Annotated in this window: 15 protein-coding genes; 12 read left to right on the forward strand and 3 right to left on the reverse strand. The window is 63.6% G+C overall.

The genetic code is table 11. The annotated features are described in order from the left end of the window. Positions 1-10 precede the first annotated feature (10 nt). The 3 genes from AC1RQ9_RS00655 (at position 11) to AC1RQ9_RS00665 (ending at position 3,458) form a co-directional block, all read left to right on the forward strand. The gene (locus tag AC1RQ9_RS00655) at positions 11-334 is read left to right on the forward strand and encodes a hypothetical protein (protein WP_187293615.1); all 324 of its coding nucleotides are present in this window, start codon (positions 11-13) and stop codon (positions 332-334) included. Positions 335-581: 247 nt separating this feature from the next. Then, positions 582-1,529, forward strand: coding sequence for an N-acetylmuramoyl-L-alanine amidase family protein (locus tag AC1RQ9_RS00660; protein ID WP_485985199.1), 948 nt, complete (start codon positions 582-584; stop codon positions 1,527-1,529). Positions 1,530-1,883: 354 nt separating this feature from the next. Further along, the gene (locus AC1RQ9_RS00665; RefSeq protein WP_485985200.1) at positions 1,884-3,458 is read left to right on the forward strand and encodes a 2-isopropylmalate synthase; all 1,575 of its coding nucleotides are present in this window, start codon (positions 1,884-1,886) and stop codon (positions 3,456-3,458) included. 99 nt (positions 3,459-3,557) lie between these two features. On the opposite strand, the gene AC1RQ9_RS00670 is transcribed toward AC1RQ9_RS00665, so the two are convergent. Further along, positions 3,558-4,127: a hypothetical protein gene (locus AC1RQ9_RS00670; RefSeq protein ID WP_485985201.1), complete on the reverse strand. Its 570-nt coding sequence runs from the start codon at positions 4,125-4,127 to the stop codon at positions 3,558-3,560. Between the two features lie 306 nt (positions 4,128-4,433). Between AC1RQ9_RS00670 and AC1RQ9_RS00675 the strand changes: the two genes are divergently transcribed. From AC1RQ9_RS00675 to AC1RQ9_RS00705, 7 genes are all read left to right on the forward strand, one after another. Then, positions 4,434-5,480: a rod shape-determining protein gene (locus tag AC1RQ9_RS00675; RefSeq protein ID WP_010515049.1), complete on the forward strand. Its 1,047-nt coding sequence runs from the start codon at positions 4,434-4,436 to the stop codon at positions 5,478-5,480. Positions 5,481-5,624: 144 nt separating this feature from the next. Further along, positions 5,625-6,539 carry a rod shape-determining protein MreC gene (gene mreC, locus AC1RQ9_RS00680; RefSeq protein ID WP_019091016.1) on the forward strand — a complete coding sequence of 305 codons (915 nt, stop codon included), beginning with the start codon at positions 5,625-5,627 and terminating at the stop codon, positions 6,537-6,539. Beyond that, positions 6,536-7,102: a rod shape-determining protein gene (locus tag AC1RQ9_RS00685; protein WP_193733526.1), complete on the forward strand. Its 567-nt coding sequence runs from the start codon at positions 6,536-6,538 to the stop codon at positions 7,100-7,102. Before mreC ends, AC1RQ9_RS00685 begins: the two co-directional genes overlap by 4 nt. A gap of 36 nt (positions 7,103-7,138) precedes the next feature. After that, the gene (mrdA, locus tag AC1RQ9_RS00690; protein ID WP_485985202.1) at positions 7,139-9,058 is read left to right on the forward strand and encodes a penicillin-binding protein 2; all 1,920 of its coding nucleotides are present in this window, start codon (positions 7,139-7,141) and stop codon (positions 9,056-9,058) included. 61 nt (positions 9,059-9,119) lie between these two features. Next, positions 9,120-10,274 (forward strand): rod shape-determining protein RodA, encoded by a 1,155-nt coding sequence (rodA, locus tag AC1RQ9_RS00695; RefSeq protein ID WP_485985203.1) that lies wholly within the window; start codon positions 9,120-9,122, stop codon positions 10,272-10,274. Further along, complete coding sequence (locus tag AC1RQ9_RS00700; RefSeq protein ID WP_485985204.1) at positions 10,274-10,666, forward strand: DUF3293 domain-containing protein; 393 nt, start codon at positions 10,274-10,276, stop codon at positions 10,664-10,666. Before rodA ends, AC1RQ9_RS00700 begins: the two co-directional genes overlap by 1 nt. A gap of 85 nt (positions 10,667-10,751) precedes the next feature. Next, positions 10,752-11,503, forward strand: a protein-coding gene (locus AC1RQ9_RS00705) for an IS5 family transposase (protein WP_485985205.1) whose coding sequence is annotated in 2 segments (ribosomal slippage) — positions 10,752-11,082 and positions 11,082-11,503 — 753 coding nt in all. Because the reading frame shifts where the segments join, the coding sequence is not laid out codon by codon here. Between the two features lie 84 nt (positions 11,504-11,587). Here AC1RQ9_RS00705 and glyS read toward each other — a convergent pair. Together glyS and AC1RQ9_RS00715 are read right to left on the reverse strand one after the other, a co-directional pair. After that, the gene (gene glyS, locus AC1RQ9_RS00710; RefSeq protein WP_485985206.1) at positions 11,588-13,648 is read right to left on the reverse strand and encodes a glycine--tRNA ligase subunit beta; all 2,061 of its coding nucleotides are present in this window, start codon (positions 13,646-13,648) and stop codon (positions 11,588-11,590) included. A 6-nt stretch (positions 13,649-13,654) separates the two neighbouring features. After that, positions 13,655-14,545, reverse strand: coding sequence for a glycine--tRNA ligase subunit alpha (locus AC1RQ9_RS00715; protein WP_010507187.1), 891 nt, complete (start codon positions 14,543-14,545; stop codon positions 13,655-13,657). Between the two features lie 210 nt (positions 14,546-14,755). Between AC1RQ9_RS00715 and AC1RQ9_RS00720 the strand changes: the two genes are divergently transcribed. Together AC1RQ9_RS00720 and alkB are read left to right on the forward strand one after the other, a co-directional pair. Next, positions 14,756-15,526 (forward strand): DUF2076 domain-containing protein, encoded by a 771-nt coding sequence (locus AC1RQ9_RS00720; RefSeq protein ID WP_193733531.1) that lies wholly within the window; start codon positions 14,756-14,758, stop codon positions 15,524-15,526. Positions 15,527-15,681: 155 nt separating this feature from the next. After that, on the forward strand, positions 15,682-16,338 hold the full coding sequence (gene alkB, locus AC1RQ9_RS00725; protein WP_485985207.1) for a DNA oxidative demethylase AlkB: 657 nt from the start codon (positions 15,682-15,684) through the stop codon (positions 16,336-16,338). The last annotated feature ends 148 nt before the right edge of the window (positions 16,339-16,486 follow it).

Genomic DNA, 16,486 nt, shown 5'->3' on the forward strand with positions numbered 1-16,486 from the left:
GGACAGAAACATGAAAAAACAGGCGACCGGACCCGGACGGAACACCACCGCGCGGCGCGCGGGCGGACAGGCCATGCCTGCCGCGTTGATGCGGCGCATTCGCGCCGCCCGCGGTGGGGCATGGTGTCATCGCATGTGCGGCAGAAACCCGCGTGGTGTTCAATCCATCCTCGGTCATGACTGGGGGAGGGCGCGGCCCGGCCTGATTGCCGGGGCGGGACCTTCCGTATCGACTGGTATGCCATCCGGTTTCCTGTCGATGGGGAACACCGGCGCGGCAGCGTCAGGTCGTGCGTGGCATGTGCCCCCACGCCGTGGCGTGGCCGGTATGTAAGACCGGTAAGCGTATGCCGCGCATGCATGATGCATGCCGGATGGAGAAAGTCATGCCTGCTGGCATCGGGCCGTTTCGGACATGCCCGCAGGGCAGCCGGACTTGGCGTGGTCCATCACGGCTGGGCAGCATGACGCAATGAAACCATTCCTGCAAGGGGGCCTTGCGTTTATCCCGCTGACGACCGACCCGTACGGTGATAAGGAAAGCAGACAGACCCCTAACTGTTTTGACCGGAACAAGATGCATGCCCAAAGGCCGGCCGGATGGAAATGATGCCCCGCAGTCCCCGTTATGGCACGATGGCGCGGGCAGGCGTATGCCCGACCTGACGCGGCGCCTGCTGGTGGGGGGGCTGGCCGGGCTTGCGCCCACGACGGCACTGGCGCGGGTGGCAGCCCACGCCCCGGCCCATGGTGTGACCACCCATCATGCTGCCCACCCGTCCCATGCGCCATTGCACGCCCCGGCCATTATCGGCCGCGCCGCGCCGCCAAAGCCGCTGGTCATGCTGGATCCCGGCCATGGCGGCAAGGATCCCGGCGCGATCGGCATTTCCGGTACGTATGAAAAGCATGTGGCGGAAGCCGCCGCCAGCGAACTGCAGCGCCAGCTTGAAGCCAGCGGGCGGTACCGTGTCGCGATGACCCGCGCCGATGACCGCTTCATTCCGCTGGAAGGCCGGGTGGACATCGCCCATACTCACAAGGCGTCGCTGTTCATATCCATGCATGCGGATGCCCTGACCAACCGCGCCGTGCGCGGGGCCAGTGTCTATACCCTGTCGTCAAAGGCGTCGGACCGGCAGACGGCCATGCTGGCGCGGACGGAAAACAGCGCTGACCGCTATGGCGGCCCGCAGGTACATGCGGATTCGCCCGAGGTGCAGGAAATCCTTGCCAGCCTGGTGACCGAGGAAACGCGCCACGGCGCGGCCCACATGGCCAGCAGCATCGTCACCGCCTTCCGCCCGCGCATCGGCCTGCTGCAGCACCCGTCGCGCCATGCCTCGTTCGTGGTGCTGAAATCGGCTGATATCCCTTCCGTCCTGGTGGAGATGGGGTTCATGTCCAACCACATGGATGAAGCCGCCCTGCGGCAGGCTGCCCACCGCATGGTGGTGGCGGGGGCGATGGTGCAGGCGATCGACCGCTATTTCGCAACCGACAGCATGGTGACCCATGCCACGGGCTGACGTGGTGCGCGGGGGGGGGGCATGGCAGCCTGTCCGCGTGATGGGAAGGGGCGTGCTTTTACGGTTGCAATCGGGGGTCGGGCCTGTATTGTGCGCGCCATGGTAACGATAGCGCACATTGCTGGGGCTGGAACGGGCGCATACGCGCACCTGTCCGCGCGCGCATGTGCCGGTGCCGGGCTTCTTCGTCTTCGACTTATCCGCCCCTGAGCGATCAGGGCCGGCTGCGTGCCGGCGCGCCCAGGGGATTAATCAGGCCGTCCTAACGCCGGTTTGCGAACACGAATTGACAGGGGCACGCGACAACCGTGTCCCCTCCCGTCACACAACAGGACCAAGTCCGAGGTTATTACCATGAGCATCGACCATCCTTCCTTTGGCCGTATCGACCCCAATCGCGTCATCATTTTTGACACCACCCTGCGTGATGGGGAGCAGTCGCCCGGTTTTTCCATGAACCTCGCGGAAAAGCTGCGCATGGCCGAAGCGCTGGAGGAACTGGGCGTGGACGTGATGGAGGCGGGCTTTCCCGTGGCGTCCAGGGGGGATTTCGACAGCGTTTACCAGATCGCGCAGAAGGTGAAGAACACCGTCGTATGCGCACTGGCGCGCAGCGGTGGCAAGAACGACATCGCCAGTGCGGGCGAGGCGATCAAACCGGCGAAACGCGGGCGTATCCACAACTTCATCTCCACCTCGCCGCTGCACATGAAATACAAGCTGCGCATGGAGCCTGAAACGGTTCTGGAGGTGATCGAGGCCGGCAACCGCGCCGCCCGCCAGTTTACCGACGATGTGGAATGGTCAGCGGAAGACGGCTCGCGCACCGATCCCGACTTCCTGTGCCGCTGCGTGGAAACCGCCATCCGCGCGGGTGCCACCACCATCAACATTCCCGATACCGTCGGCTATTCCACGCCCGAGGACATGGCCCGCATCTTTGCCGACCTGCGCGCCCGCGTGCCCGGTGCCGATGGGGTCATCTTCTCCACCCACAACCACAATGATCTGGGTCTGGGCGTGGCCAACACGGTTGCGGCGCTGAAGGCGGGCGCGCGGCAGGTGGAATGCACCATCAACGGCATTGGCGAACGTGCGGGCAATGCGGCGCTGGAAGAAATCATCATGGTGCTGCGTACGCGTCATGACGTGCTGCCGTTTACCACCGGCATCCATACCGAACGCCTGCTGCGCACCTCGCGCATGCTGGCCACCATCACCGGCTTTGACGTGCAGCCCAACAAGGCCATCGTGGGCCGCAACGCGTTTGCGCATGAAAGCGGCATCCATCAGGACGGTATCCTGAAAAATGCCGCGACCTATGAAATCATGACGCCCGAGAGCGTGGGCTGGACCCGTTCCTCCCTGGTGCTGGGCAAGCATTCGGGCCGTGCGGCCTTCCGCGACAAGCTGAAGGCAATGGGCTACGACAACCTGGCAGAAGCACAGTTCAACGAGGCGTTTTCACGCTTCAAGGATCTGGCTGACCGCAAGAAGGTCATTTACGACGAGGACCTGGTGGCGCTGGTCGATGATGAAGTGCGCGATCATGCCCGCATCCGTTTCGTTTCGCTGGATGTGACCGCCGGTTCGCGCCGCCCCGCCACCGCCGACCTGGTGCTGGACGTTGATGGGAAGCGCGAAGAAGGCCATGCCGAAGGGCAGGGGCCGGTTGACGCCGCGTTCAACGCCATCCGCGCCATTGTCGCCCATGACGCCACCCTGCAGCTGTATTCCGTCGGCGCCGTGACCGAAGGCAGCGATGCGCAGGCCCGCACTTCGGTCCGTCTGGAAGAAGGCGGCAAGCTGGTTGATGGTCAGGGGGCGGATGCCGATACGCTGGTTTCCGCCGTGCGGGCCTATGTCCATGCGCTGAACAAGCTGCTGGTCAAGCGTGACCGTGCCGAACCCGCGGCACTGGATGCCTGATCCCCTGCGGTGCGGGCAACGCCCTGCCGCCACTGATGCAACACCCCGCCACGGGCTATCCCGTGGCGGGGTGTCTGCTTTCCGGAAATGGCTGGCGGGTCAATACCCGCCATAACCTTCCGGATAGGCGCCTTCCTGCGGGTAGGCGCCCTGCTGTGGGTAGCCTTCCTGACCGTATCCGCCGGACTGGCCGTAATAGCCATTCTGCTGGCCGTAATACCCGCCCTGCTGCCCATATCCGCTCTGTTGGGGATAGCCCTGCTGGGGATAGCTGGGCTGGGCATAACCATAACCCGCCTGCGGCTGCGCGGGATAGGCGGCGCGCTGGGGAACGCCCTGCGGGCAGGATTGGGGTGAATAGCCCGGCGGCAGTACGCGCCCGTCGGGGCAGATGGTGGAAGGGGCTTCGGCACGCGGACGGCGCGGCGGTGTCGTTGCGGCCCCGATCGCGGCCCCGCCCGCACCGCCCGCCAGCGCGCCAATGGCAGCCCCCCGTCCGCCACCGGCCAGGCCGCCGATCAGTGCCCCGCCCCCTGCGCCCAGCAGGCCGCCGCCAATGGCGCGCTGGCCAGGATCACGGGTGTCCTCGCACGCACCAAGACCAAGGCACAGCCCGGCGGCAAGCAGTATTGCCGGGCGGAAGGTCATGCGGGGAAATATGGTTTTCATGTATGTCTTTTTCCGGTATTGCGGACATGGATGGCACGATGACATCCCAGCCGCTGTCACTACAAAATGGTATGGCGCGGATGGTTTGGCCATGACCAAAGCGGGGCATTTTGTAACAATCATCAAAAGTGTGAAGATTTTAACAAATTAAAATTGTCTGGCCCCTTGCCCCTCCCTGCGCGCGCCGGTAATCCCTCAACCTGATCCAGACGGTTTTCGACAGTAAGGCAGGCATGCCATCAGGGTATGCCTTGCTGGTCGGGATGTAGGACAGTCCTGTCTGGTTGTTGATGTCGGGAGTTCTGGATGTTTGCTCGTGTACTGGGTCTGCTTTCCGCTGACATGGCGATCGACCTCGGCACGGCGAATACGCTGGTTTACGTCAAGGGGCGTGGTATCGTCCTGAATGAACCGTCGGTCGTCGCGCTGGCAGAGGTACGGGGCAAGAAGCAGGTTCTTGCGGTCGGTGAGGAAGCCAAGCAGATGGTTGGCCGTACCCCCGGCAACATCACGGCCATCCGGCCCCTGCGTGATGGCGTGATCGCGGATTTTGAAGTCGCGGAAGAAATGATCAAGCATTTCATCCGCAAGGTGCATAACCGCCGCATGTTTGCCAGCCCGCTGATCATCGTGTGCGTGCCATCCGGTTCGACTGCGGTGGAACGTCGCGCCATTCAGGAAAGTGCGGAAAGCGCCGGCGCGCGCAAGGTCTTCCTGATCGAGGAACCCATGGCCGCCGCCATCGGCGCGGGCCTGCCGGTGACCGAGCCTTCGGGCAGCATGATCGTGGATATCGGTGGCGGCACGACGGAAGTGGCCGTGATCTCGCTTGGCGGTATCGTGTACGCCCGCTCCGTGCGGGTGGGTGGCGACAAGATGGATGAGGCGATCATTTCCTACATCCGCCGCAACCATAACCTGCTGATTGGTGAAAGCTCGGCCGAGCAGATCAAGATCCACCTCGGCTCCGCCATGCCGCCCGATGACCCGGATGACCCGGGTCCGTGGCGTGAGGTCAAGGGGCGCGACCTGATCAACGGCGTCCCGCGCGAAGTCGTGGTGTCGCAGGCGCAGATCGCCGACAGCCTGGCCGAACCGGTCAGCCAGATCCTTGATGCGGTGACCACCGCGCTGGAAAACACGCCGCCGGAACTGGCGGCGGATATCGTGGACAAGGGCATTGTCCTGACTGGCGGTGGGGCGCTGCTCTATCGTCTGGACGAAGTGCTGCGGCGTGAGACCGGCCTGCCGGTTACGGTAGGTGAGGACGCGCTGTCCTGTGTGGCGATGGGCACCGGCCGCGCGCTTGAGGAAATGAAGCGCCTGCGCAATGTACTGACAAGTATGTACTGACGAACGGGACAGGTGCGCTGCCTGCTGCGTAGGGAGGGCAGCGTGCGCATGGGGGAGACGCAGGACGATGCAGGTCCGGCGACCAGGCAGTATTGGACGACCCGGCAGGCGTGACGTAACCGTTGCGCATGGAAGGCTGGGCTGATGCCTGTTTCCATCCAGTTCCGTCAGGCGCTTGGCAAGCTGGTGCTGCCTGCGCTGATCCTTGTGGCCTGCGGTGTGATCCTGCTGGGCAAGGCGGATCGCCCGCTGATTGAAAAACTGCGTATGCAGACCGCTGACCTGCTGGCCCCTGCCTACGGTCTGGTGGCGTGGCCGCAGGCGAAGCTGCGCTGGCTGTCGGGCAACCTGCAGGACATCCGTAACCTCGAAGCCGAAAATATCCGCCTGCGTGCCGAAAACGTGTCGCTGCGCCACTGGTATGACGTGGCGGCGGCGCTGGCGGATGAAAACGCCGCGCTGAAATCGAACCTGCACTGGATTCCCGATAACGCGCCCGCCTTTGTCACCGGGCGCGTGGTGCGTGATACCAGCGGTCTGTATGCCCGTGCCGTGCTGCTGGCGATCAATCCCGACACGGCGGTCCGCAAGGGGGGAATCGCGCTGGATGGATCGGGGCTGGTGGGCCGGGTGACCGAGGTGGGCAAGCGTTCGGTCCGCGTGCTGCTGATTACCGATTCGTCCAGCCGCCTGCCGGTCACGCTGGAATCCAGCCATGCGGCGGCCATCATGGCGGGGGATAACACCGCCCTGCCGCGCATCATCTTCTATCCGCAGGATAACGTCCCGATCGAGGGGGAACGTGTCGTGACCAATGGGGAAATCGAAAGCCTGCCGGCGGGCCTGCCCGTGGGGCATGTGCATTACCTGCGGCCGGGGCAGCCTGTCGTGGTGCCGGCGGCGGCGCTGGACCATATCGATATCCTGCGCATATTCGATTACGAGGACAGCGTGTCCCCGCCCGATGCCCCGGGCCGCGTGCCGCTGCCCAATGTCGGGCGGACCATGTCCCTGCCATCACAGTTTCAATCCCATCCCGATCAGGGGCTGCATGGATGAAAACCTTCACGCCGCCCCCGATCCGGCCCGGCATCCACCCGCGTTCGGGGCTGGGTTACCGCATTGACCATGGCATGCGCAGCAGCGTGCCATGTCTGTTCGTGTTTTTCGTGGCACTGGTGCTGTCCGCACCGCTGAACCTGCCGGGGCAGGTGGAACTGATGCCCGCCGTCATCATGGCCACCGTTTTCCTGTGGTCGGTGTTCGTGCCGGTGTTCATGCCCTCGATTGCCGTGTTCATGCTGGGCATATGGGTGGATATCCTCAGCTTCGGGCCGGTGGGGGTCATGCTGTTGATGATGCTGATCGTGCATGGCATCGCGCTGTCGGGACGTTACACGCTGGCACGGGTTAATTTTTTTGTACTCTGGTTTGTGTTTGGCGTGGTGATGGTGGGCATTACGGCGCTACAATGGGTGCTGTGTTCCGCACTGGCCTTGCATATTGTGGAGTTTCTACCCTTTGTTTTCGAGACAGTCCTGGCCTTCGGCAGTTTTCCTGTCCTGTATACGGGGTTTGTCTGGACCTATCGTTTTGTCGTCAACAACGCGGACCCTTCCTGAAGCGGATGCGATCGTGCGCCCGCGCCGGATAAATGAATGAAGTTTCGTAAGAAGAAATCCGGCAACCGGCTCATGTCCCGTCCCGAGGAAGGCAAGAATCCTTCCCGTGGCGTCTTCACCCGCCGTGCGCTCGTGCTTATGGCGGCACAGGGCGCCGTGCTGGGGGCATTGGGGGAACGTCTGTACGGGCTTCAGGTTCTCAACGGCAGCCATTATGCGAAGCTTGCGGAAAACAACCGCCTGAGCAAACGCTTCTTCGCGCCGCCACGCGGGCGGATCACGGACCGTTTCGGCATTTCAGTCGCATCCAACCGCATTAACTGGCGCGCGCTGCTGCTGGCGGAAGAAACCACCGACATTGCCGGGACGCTGGAACGGTTTGGCCAGCTTGTGCCGCTGGAGCCGCGTGACCTGACGCGTATCGAACATGAACTGAAGCACAAGCGGCGGTTTATCCCGATCATGCTGCGTGATTTCCTGTCATGGGATGACATGGCGCGGCTGGAACTGAACATGCCCTCGCTGCCCGGCGTGCTGATTGATGTGGGCACCACGCGCGTCTATCCCTTTGGCCCGTTACTGGCGCATGTGGTGGGCTATGTCGCCCCGCCCGCGGAAAAGGACGTGGTGCATAATGCCGAACTGGCGCTGCCGGGCATGCGCGTCGGCCGTTCGGGGATCGAGCAGACACAGGACAGCAACCTGCGCGGGCAGGTCGGCTCGGTCGAGATGGAGGTCAACGCCGTTGGTCGCGTCATGGCTGAACTGGACCGTGACGAGGGACTGGCGGGGGACGAGATCGCCCTGACCATCGACAGCGGCCTGCAGCAGCAGGTGCTGGGCCGCATTGCCGACCAGTCGGCCAGCGCCGTGGTGATGGACTGCCGCAATGGCGAAGTGCTGGCCATGGTCAGCAACCCGTCATTTGATCCCTCCCTGTTCGATAGTGGCGTAAGCCAGGCCCAGTGGATCGAATGGACCAACAACAGCCAGACCCCGCTGATCAACAAGGCGGTGTCGGGACTGTACCCGCCCGGTTCCACCTTCAAGCCCGCCGTGGCCATGGCGGCGCTGCGTGCGGGCACGCTGTCGCCATCTGACCGGATTTCCTGCCCCGGTTACATTGATGTGGGCGGCACGCGCTTCCACTGCTGGTCGCGCTATGGGCATGGGTCGATCAACCTGCGCCAGGGGCTCAAATATTCCTGTGACGTCTTCTTTTACGAAGTCGCGCGCCGTACCGGCATGGACGCGATCGCGGCCACGTCCGAACTGTTCGGGCTGGGTGCGAAGCTGCCTGAAATCGAGCTGCCCCATGTGCGCCAGGGCCTGATCCCCACGCCGACATGGCGGCGCAAGCACGGGCACCACTGGAATGGCGGCGATACCATTGTCAGCGGCATCGGGCAGGGATTCGTGCAGGTCACGCCGCTGCAACTCGCGACCTATGCGTCCCGCATCGCCACGGGGCGTGACGTGCAGCCGCACCTGATCCGTTCCATCGCAGGCCGCACGGCGGCGTTGACCGACCTTGGCCATGCATCGGGTATGGACATGCCCGACCAGTTCTTTCAGGACATCCGCGCGGGCATGTTCGCCGTGGTGAATGAGGAAGGGGGTACGGCCCCCAAGGCCCGGCTGGATATTCCGGGCGTGCAGATGGCGGGCAAGACCGGGTCGGCGCAGGTGCGTCGCGTCTCGCGCGCGATGCGTGAAAGCGGGCACTTCAATTCCGCCAACCTGCCATGGGAATACCGGCCGCATGCGCTGTTCATCTGCTATGCCCCGTATGACGCGCCGCGTTATGCCACGGCGGTCGTGATCGAGCATGGCAATGCGGGTGCGGATGTCGCCGCCCCCCTTGCGCGTGATATCATGACCGATACCCTGCGCCGCGATCCGGTCAACCACCGTGAACCGCCGGGGCAGGAAGTGGCACAGGCCGAGGTGGACTGAACCACCCGGCAGTGATCCCGTCCGGGGCCACGCCATTGCCGTGCCTGTTGTGGAGAATGGAATGAAATTCCAGAAACGCCTGCTGCGCGCCGAACCCAATTTCCAGATCCTGACCAAGCTATGGCAGGTCAACTGGCTGTATGTGCTGCTGATCTGCGCGCTGGCGGTGGTGGGGTATGGGGCACTGTATTCGGCAGGTGGCGGCACGTCGCGCCCGTTTGCGGGGCCGCAATCCATCCGCTTCTGCTTTGGCGTGGTCATGATGCTGGGTATTTCACTGATGAGTCCGGGCATACTGGTACGCATGGCGTGGCCGCTTTACATCTTCTCGCTCATCCTGCTCGTCGCCGTGCTGCGTATGGGGCATGTGGGCAAGGGGGCGGAGCGATGGCTCATGCTGGGTGGGATGCAGGTGCAGCCATCGGAACTGGCCAAGATCGCCCTCGTCCTCATGCTGGCGGCATGGTTTCACAAGATCAGTTACCGCCGCATGGGCAATCCGCTGTTTCTGGTGCCGCCTGCCCTGATGGTGCTTGTGCCGGTCGCCCTTGTACTCAAGGAACCCAACCTTGGCACCGCCGTCATCATCGGCACGGTGGGGGCCTGCATGTTCTTTGCCGCGGGCATGCGGCTATGGCAGATCGCGCTGCTGATCCTGCCCATGCCGTTTCTGGCAAAGATTGCCTATGGCCACCTGCATGATTACCAGAAGGCGCGGGTCACCACCTTCCTGCATCCCGAAAGTGACCCGCTGGGGGCGGGCTACAACATCATCCAGTCCAAGATCGCGCTGGGGTCAGGCGGCATGTGGGGGCAGGGTTACCTGCACGGCACGCAGGGACAGCTGAACTTCCTGCCTGAAAAACAGACCGACTTCATCTTCACCATGATTGCCGAGGAATGGGGGTATGTCGGTGGCGTTACCGTCATTGGCATGCTGCTGCTGCTGGTTTTTGGCGGCATGCTGATTGCCATGCGCAGCCGTAACCAGTTCGGGCGACTGCTGGGGCTGGGCATTTCGGTCAACTTCTTCCTGTACTGCGCGGTCAACCTGTCCATGGTGATGGGGGCGATTCCAGTGGGGGGCGTGCCGCTGCCGCTGATTTCCTATGGCGGGTCGGCCATGCTGATGGTCATGTTCGGTTTCGGGCTGCTCATGTCCGCATGGGTGCATCGCAATGATACCTTTGGCGAAACGCTGGAGAACCGGGACTGATGGCGGGCATTGTCCCGCCCACGGCTGCTGTTCACCGTGCCTATCGCCTGAGTACCTATCACGCGCGTGGCCTGCCGGTTATCCGCATTGGCCAGCCGCCGCGCTGGCGGGGCAGGGTGCCAGAAGGCGATATCGTGCTGCTGAGCGCATGCAATCCCGGTGGTCGGCTGCATGCGGATGGCTGGAACCGGCGGATGATGCGCGCACTGGCGCGGTATCTACATGACGTGCCGCATGCATTGGGTGAAGGACGGCTGGGCCGGTGGTCCGAACCGCTTTATGCGGTGCGGGTGCCGCTGGCGCGCGGGCTGTGGCTGGCGCGGCTGTTTCGGCAGAATGCGGTGGTCGTGCTGCATGGCGCGCGGCCCGCGCGGCTGGTGTATCTGGCGTAAGGAAAGAAGTTTCTGGTTAAGCTTTTTTCAGGGCCTGTTGGGAATTATGCTTTTTTGAAGTCTCTGAATATGATTCAAAGGCCATATGGATCGCTTCATACTGACAGATGCCCAATGGGCGCAAATGGAACCGCTGTGCCTTGGCAAGAAAACAGATCGCGGGCGCAGCGGGCAGGACAACCGTCTTTTCATTGAGGCGGTCCTCTGGATTGCCCGGACCGGCAGTCCATGGCGGGACCTTCCGACGTATTTCGGACATTGGAACTCTGTCTATTCCCGTTACAGCGACTGGATGAAAGCCGGTGTTTTCAAACGGCTTTTTGAAGCGGTCTCTGACGATGCCGACATGGAATATGCGATGATCGACGGCACGGTGGTCCGGGTTCACCGCCATGGCCAAGGCGCAAAAGGGGGACCCGAAGTCAGGCGATAGGACGCAGTGTGACGGGATGGTCCACCAAGATCATCGCCATGACTGACGCCCTGGGCAATCTGGTCCGCTTCACGCTTATCCCCGGCCAGCATTACGATACGGTCGGCATGGCGCCTCTTCTCGAAGCAGCCGATTTTGGGGCACTCCTTGCCGACAAGGCTTTCGACGTCCACTGGATTGTGGACGCCATACGCGCGCAAGGCGCCTGCGTGGTCATTCCCCAGCGCAGGAACCGTATCAACAGATGCCCGTTCGATGGAGCCCTGTTCAAGACGCGCCATCTTGTCGAGAACTTCTTCTGCAAACTCAAGGAGTTCAAGCGTATCGCCATGCGGAGCGACAAGACGGACAGATCATTCGCAGCGATGATTTATCTCACCGCTGCAATCATCAATTCACGTTAATTCCCAACAGGCCCCAAAAAGCTTAAAAAGAATGCCGCCTTTTTGGAAAAAAGGCGACACCCAAAACGTCTATCAGTAGTCTGTTCAGCCCTCGATCTGGCTGAAATCAGCAATCAGTACCGTCATGCGGCACAGTTCCGACAGCAGGCGCAGGCGGTTGGCGCGCACGGCGGGATCGGTGTCATTCACCGTGACCTTGTCAAAGAACTGGTCAAGGGTCGGGCGCAGGGCCGCCACGTCACGCATCGCGTCCGCGTAGCGTTCCTGTGCGATGGCCTGCTCGACAGCCGGTATGGTCTTCTGCAACTGTTCGGCCAGCGCCTTTTCCTCTGGCTGGGTGTACAGCGCCGGGTTGGGCGTGCCCTCATGCGGGCCATCCTTGCGGTCCTCGATGCGCAGGATGTTGGCCGCGCGCTTGGTCGCCGCCAGCATGTTGCGCCCGTCCTCGGTCTCCAGCATGTCGGCAATGGCCTTGGCACGCGCCAGCAGGCGCACGATGTCGGTATCCGTATTGCCAACCGATACGGCCGCCAGGATGTCATGCCGCGCGCCTTCGCCACGCAGTTGCACGCGCAGGCGGTCGGCCACGAATTCCGGCAGAACGTCCAGATCGGGGGCAAGGCGCAGGGATTCGGGCAGCCCCTGTGCCGCTTCCCAGAACACCTTGGCCAGATCCAGACGCAGCCCGTTTTCACGGATGATGCGGATGACCCCCAGTGCTGCGCGGCGCAGGGCATACGGGTCGCCCGACCCACCCGGCTTTTCACCCACGGCAAAGAAGGCGACCAGCATGTCGATCTTGTCCGCCAGCGCGACCGTGACCGAAACCGGGGCATGGGGCACGTCGTCCTGCGGGCCACGCGGCATGTAATGCGCGCCAATGGCATCAGCCACTGCATCCGCTTCCCCATCATGACGGGCGTAATAGGCCCCCATGACGCCCTGCAGTTCGGGGAATTCCCCTACCATGCCGGTGGTCAGGTCCGCCTTGCACAGCAGGGCCGCGCGTTCGGCCTGTGCCCGGTCCGCCCCCGTCAGCGGGGCCAGCAGCCCGGCAAGGCGGACAATGCGCTGCACACGTGCGCCCTGGCTGCCAAGCGCGGCATGGAACACGATCTGGTCCAGCGCGGGCACGCGGCTTTCCAGCGTGCGGGCGCGGTCAAGGTCCCAGAAATGGCGGGCGTCGGCAAAGCGCGCGCGCAGCACGCGTTCGTTGCCTGCAATGGTCAGCGCACCGCCATCACGGGGCAGCAGGTTGGCGACGAAGGCAAAGCGGGGGGCGGCCGAGCCATCGGCGTTGCGCAGCGCGAAGTAACGCTGGTTCACGCGCATGGATACCTGCATCACCTCGGGCGGCAGGGTCATGAATTCGTCGTCGATCTGGCCCAGGAACGGCACCGGCCATTCGGTCAGGCCCGCGACTTCGTCAATCAGGCCGGGATCGGCCACGACGCTCAGCCCTTCCTCGGCGGCAAGGCTGGCCACACCCTCGGCAATGGTGGTGCGGCGCGCGGCTGCGTCAGGTTCGACCTGGTGGGCGCGCAGGCCATCCAGCCATTCCTTCGTGCTGCCGACCGCAAACGCGCCCGGGGCGGTGAAGCGGTGGCCTTCGGTCAGGTTGCCGGATTTCAGGCCATGGCCGTTATCCTCGCCTTCCGCCAGGGTGAAGTCCACGACCACGCCATCAAGGATGCACACGATCCGGCGCAGCGGTCGCACCCATGTAAAGGCGCTGCCCACACCCCAGCGCATGGATTTGGGCCATGGGAAGCGGCGCAGCAGGCCGGGCATGACATTGGCCACCTGCCGGGCGGCGGGGATGGGTGCGATCTCACGGTGCAGCACCCAGAAGCCGTTTTCCGCCACCAGCGCGTCACGGTCCACCCCATGCTTGCGCATGAAGCCCGCCAGCGCCTTGTCCGGCGCACTTTCACGCGGGCCGCGTTCGTTCACCGTGCCACCGGGCACGGTTGTATCGACCGTCAGCGACAGCGCGATGCGGCGGGGACCGGCAAATGCCGCAGCATTACGCGGGTTGAGCGGGCTGAGTGCCTCGCACACCAGGCGTTCAAGGTCAGCCGCCGCGCGTGTCTGCATGCGGGCGGGGATTTCCTCGGAAAAGAGTTCGATAAGAAGTTCGGGCATGATCTCTTATTCCTCGCCCGCCAGCCACGCTTCGCAGCAGCGTTTGGCCAGCGCGCGTACGCGGCCGATATAGGATGCACGCTCGCTGACGCTGATCACGCCGCGTGCATCAAGCAGGTTGAACAGGTGACTGGCCTTCAGGCACTGGTCATAGGCTGGCTGGGCCAGCCCCGCTTCGGCCAGGGCGGTCGATTCGCGTTCGGCGTCGATGAAGTGGCGATGCAGCATCTCCACATCCGCCACCTCGAAGTTGTGGCGGGAATAATCCTGCTCCGCGCGCAGGAAGACATCGCCGTATTTCAGGCCCTGCCCGTTGAAATCGAGGTCATAGACATTCTCGATTCCCTGCACGTACATCGCCAGCCGTTCCAGCCCATAGGTCAGTTCGGTCGAGGGCATGACGGTGGGAATGCCGCCAACCTGCTGGAAATAGGTGAACTGCGTCACCTCCATCCCGTCGCACCAGACTTCCCACCCCAGGCCCCATGCGCCGATGGTGGGATTTTCCCAGTCATCTTCCACAAAGCGGATGTCGTGTTCCAGCGGGTCGATGCCGATGGCGCGGTAGCTGTCCAGCAGCAGTTTCTGGCTGTCTTCCGGCGTGGGCTTGAGCAGTACCTGATACTGGTAATAGTGCTGCAGCCGATTCGGGTTTTCGCCATAGCGGCCGTCGGATGGACGGCGGCAGGGCTGGACATAGGCTGCCTTCCACGGTTTCGGGCCCAGTGCGCGCAGCGTGGTGTGCGGCGACAGCGTGCCCGCGCCCACTTCGGTATCGTAGGGCTGGAGGATGGCGCAGCCCTGATCGGACCAGAACTGGTGCAGTTTCAGGATCAGCCCCTGAAACGACAGCGGGCGGGAAGACGTGGGTGATCGGGGCACGGGGGCCGGGTCCATGAACAAGATGCTCCGCAAAACGGGGACAGGTATGCACCATCTGGCGCAAAATCGCCGAACAGCATACCGTTATGCGGCCCCGACCGGAAGGTAGGGCGTGCCCTGAGCCGGGATCGGCCCTGCATGGCAGGATCCGCCCTTGCTTATTGCGCCCGCACGAACCACATCGGCAGGGGAACGATATCCCCAGCCCAAGGCAGGACAGACAGGATGAATGACCAGGAACGCCAACTGATCACACAGTTTTTTGCCCGCGTCGGGGGCAATGCCCCCGGCAGCGTGCCCCAGACGGCAAACGCCCTTCCGCCGATCGACCCGCAGGCCGACCAGTATATCGGGGAGATGTTCCAGAAATATCCTGAAGCCCGTTACCGCATTACCCAGACCGCCGTGGTGCAGGAAGCCGCCCTGGCAGAGGCCCAGAACCAGATCCGCCAGCTTCAGTGGCAGGTGCAGCAGGCGCAGCAGCAGATCCAGCAGCTGCAGCAGCAGGCCCAGTCCCGGCCCGCGTCGGGTGGTGGCGGGTTCCTCAGCGGCATGTTCGGCGGTGGTCAGCAGCGCGCGCAGCAGGCGGCACCCCCGCCGGGCTGGGGAGGTAACGCGCCATCCGCCCCGCCGCCGCAGCCGGTCTATCCGCCGGGCATGCAGCCGGGCATGTTCCCCTCCCGCGGGTCGGGTTTCCTTGGCTCGGCCCTGACAACGGCGGCGGGTGTCGCCGGGGGCATGATGATGGGCAATGCGCTGACGGGCCTGTTCAGCGGGCACCATGACGCGGGTGGATTTGCCAGCGGGATGCCGCAGCCGGGTGGTGAGACGATCATCAACAACAACTACGGTGACAGCACGGCGGGCACCGGTGGTGCCGATCCGTTCGCCGGTGGCGGCACCAGTGCCGATTCCGGCTTTGACGCCGGTGGTGGGGATGATGGTGGCGGATTCGACGGCGGCGGTTTCGACGCGGGCGACGACAACAGCTTCTGACCGGCCCATGGCGCGGCAGGGAAGGGGCATCCACTATGGGTGCCCCTTTTTTTTCCAAGTGGCGTTTCCTGAAGCTTCCTGAAAAATGCTTCGTCAGAAATTTTCATGTTTATCAGTGATTTGTTTTCAAATCGCAGCAGGGGAAAGGGCAGGGCATGACACAGCGGGAATTCATGCTCGACCTGCCGCCTTCCCCTGTTCCGAAGCATGAGGTGCTTGATACGGGGGCCGCTGTGCTGCGTGGCCATGCCGCCATGCAGGCGGCGGACATGCTGGCGGGCATAAAGCAGATTGCGCGGCTTTCCCCCTTCCGGCGCATGACGACGGCGGGCGGCGGCACGATGTCGGTTGCCATGACCTGCTGCGGGGCTGCTGGCTGGTGCAGTGATGCGCGTGGGCACCGTTATGAAACTCGTGATCCCCTGACCGGCCGGTCGTGGCCCGCTTTGCCGCCTGCGTGGCGGGCATGGGCCACCGACGCCGCGCGGCTGGCGGGGCATGACGGTTTCGTGCCTGATACCTGCCTGATCAACGGATATCGCCCGGGTGCGCGCATGGGGCTGCATCAGGATGATGATGAACGGACGGATGCGCCGGTTGTGTCCGTCTCCTTCGGCCTGCCCGCCATGTTCCAGTGGGGCGGGTTGCAGCGTACTGACCCGGTCCGGCGCATTCCCCTGCTGCATGGGGATGTCGTGGTTTGGGGCGGCCCGTCACGGCTGGTGTTCCATGGTATCGTAGCATTGCGGGCGGGCCAGCACCCGGTGACGGGGCCGTGCCGTTACAACCTGACCTTCCGGCGGGTGTGGTAAGGTCGTGCGGCCTCAGGGCTGGCGAAACGGCCGGCTTCCCAGAAAAATGCTGGACAAAGTCTGCACCTCTTCGCGCCGTGTCCAGAACTGTCCGATATCCATGTTGGTGATCCGGAACAGGTCATCGGGATTACAGTGGCCCATCAAT

The organism is Komagataeibacter ossonobensis (assembly GCF_057359305.1).